Here is a 2,053-nt window from a genome sequence, read left to right as displayed (position 1 = left end):
ATTAGGGGATTCTTAACCCTACCGGAGGGGGAGCGTAAATGGCCAACTTGACGGAACAGTTAATAGTCGAAGTCAAAGTCAAAGTACCCGCAGCGGTCCTACGGGCCGGCTGGAGTTTTCCCGCCACACGGGTAAATGAACGGGCGGGTAGGTTTGCAGACCGAACATCGCCAGCATTGGAGCTACGGCAATCGTCCAGACGTCTGCCCGGCGATTCGCGCGAAAGCTCGGACAAGCCTTTCCGGTGCTTGGGGCAAAGGCGCCGGCCGGGCGAACGGATCAATCCACCAGCCTACAGCGGAGCAACGCTGCGTGTCGCGGTCAAGCTGCACTGACAGCAGGGGACAGGTTGGGACACTGTCCGGACGGCAAGGTTGGCACCGCTGGACAAGACGCACACGCCCTGTCAAGACGCTGCTAGCTAACTGCCTGATTATATTGCGTAAATAGTTGGCTGGGGAACCTGGATTCGAACCAGGACTAACGGAGTCAGAGTCCGTGGGTCTACCGTTAACCTATTCCCCAGCAGGCACGGTCATGAACCGTGCGGGCCGAGCGACCGGAGCCGCTTGAGCGCTGCCTTGTAGCCGCCGGTGGAAAATAGTCAAGCCTGCCCGACAGTTCAACCGCAACCTTTTGTCTTCCGGGTTCAGGCGTCACGTTTCAAACGCTGGGCAGGGCCTCCAGCCCAATCGCACGTCTCAACTCTCCGTCCGGCTGAACTGCGAGCGTTCGAAGAACAGCACCACGCCCAGGCCCAGAATCAGCGGGATGATCAGGTAGAACAGCCGGAACACCAGCAGCGCCGCCAGCACACCGACCGGGTCCATGTCGGACAGGCCGGCGAGGAACACTACCTCGAACACGCCGAGGCCGCCCGGTGCGTGCGAGATCTGCGCGATCGAGAAGGAGACGAGGAAGACGCCCAGCACGACGAAATAGCCGGGATTGTGGGCTTCGGGCAGGGCAAAGAAGATGATCGCGGTGGCCGCCAGCAGTTCGATCGGGCCAATCAGCAGCTGTCGCGCGACGATCGGCAGCGCCGGATAGTGCAGCTGAAAGCCAGCGATCTTCAGCGGGCGCAGGTGCAGCCAGCTGCCGAAGATGTAGGCGGCGACCAGAATCAGCATTGCGATGCCCGCTGCCTCCGACAGGCCGTGATGGGCGATGCCGGAAAACCGGTCGAGAATCTGCGGCTCGAAGACCAATACGAGGCCTGAGGCGAGAATCGTCGACAGCACAAAGGTGATCCAGCAGACGGCCACCAGCACACCGATATCCTGGCCGGTCAGGCCCCTGGTGCCGTAGGCGCGGTAGCGGATGACGGCGCCGGAAAACACCGAACCGCCGATGTTGTGCGACAGTGCATAGGTGGTGAAGGAGCAGAGCGTGACGAACAGCCACGACACGCGCTTGCCGATGTGCAGGAGCGCGATGTGGTCGTAGCCGGCGAGCGAGGCATAGGCGATGACCGAACTCACGGCCGCGAGAATCCAGCCGCGGGCAGGGATAGCAGTGATGCCGTCCCAGACATCGTCGAGCGAAATGCCGCGCAGTTCGTGCCAGAGCAGCAGCAGTGAGAAGATCACCGCCGCGATGCCGACGACCGGCCAGAAATAGCGTCTCCAGTTCATTGCCTGACTGCCATGCGTTGCGGGTCCGCTTCCTTTTCTGTTGGTGATGGGAGGAGACCGGTCGCGCCGGATTCTTCCGCTCATTTCAGAAATGCCTCATTGAAGCCGGCTATTCAACTGCGAACGTTTTTCACCGCGACTACCGGCAAGCTTTGTCCGTGTTGCAAAATGAATGCGAGCCGGCAGGGGCTGCGCGTAGCAATCCAGGCTTGCGAATACATTACGCAATGCTGCCGAAACGACGGTTTGCTGGCCCAGTCGGCAAAATTCGGCACGCGGCTCTTGGTGATCGGGCGCGGCACTGTTAGTCTGGCGGCAACTTAAAACACTGAAGCGCCTGCTGCGTCCGTTATCGGTTCGCGCGGCGCCGGAAGGAACGACAGTGGAAGACCACGACACCGGTGCCGGCGCGCCGAAGG

General features: G+C 61.2%; 2 protein-coding genes and 1 tRNA gene. All 3 read right to left on the bottom strand.

Translation table 11 applies throughout. The annotated features are described in order from the left end of the window. Nucleotides 1-451: 451 nt before the first annotated feature. Nucleotides 452-525, bottom strand: a tRNA-Gln gene (locus EN935_RS33085). Nucleotides 526-701: 176 nt separating this feature from the next. Then, nucleotides 702-1,634: a lysylphosphatidylglycerol synthase domain-containing protein gene (locus EN935_RS33080; RefSeq protein ID WP_127265432.1), complete on the bottom strand. Its 933-nt coding sequence runs from the start codon at nucleotides 1,632-1,634 to the stop codon at nucleotides 702-704. Between the two features lie 96 nt (nucleotides 1,635-1,730). Continuing rightward, the coding region (locus EN935_RS41570) for a hypothetical protein (protein WP_206534626.1) at nucleotides 1,731-2,053 on the bottom strand (323 nt) is incomplete at its 5' end.

The organism is Mesorhizobium sp. M7D.F.Ca.US.004.03.1.1, assembly GCF_003998635.1.
Taxonomy (GTDB): Bacteria; Pseudomonadota; Alphaproteobacteria; order Rhizobiales; family Rhizobiaceae; genus Mesorhizobium; species Mesorhizobium loti.
This window is presented reverse-complemented; position numbering and strand designations above follow the sequence as displayed.

What these genes read in the sequence shown, in the direction of transcription:
- EN935_RS33080 (WP_127265432.1), bottom strand. Translation starts at nt 1,634, where the DNA reads ATGAACTGGAGACGCTATTTCTGGCCGGTCGTCGGCATCGCGGCGGTG.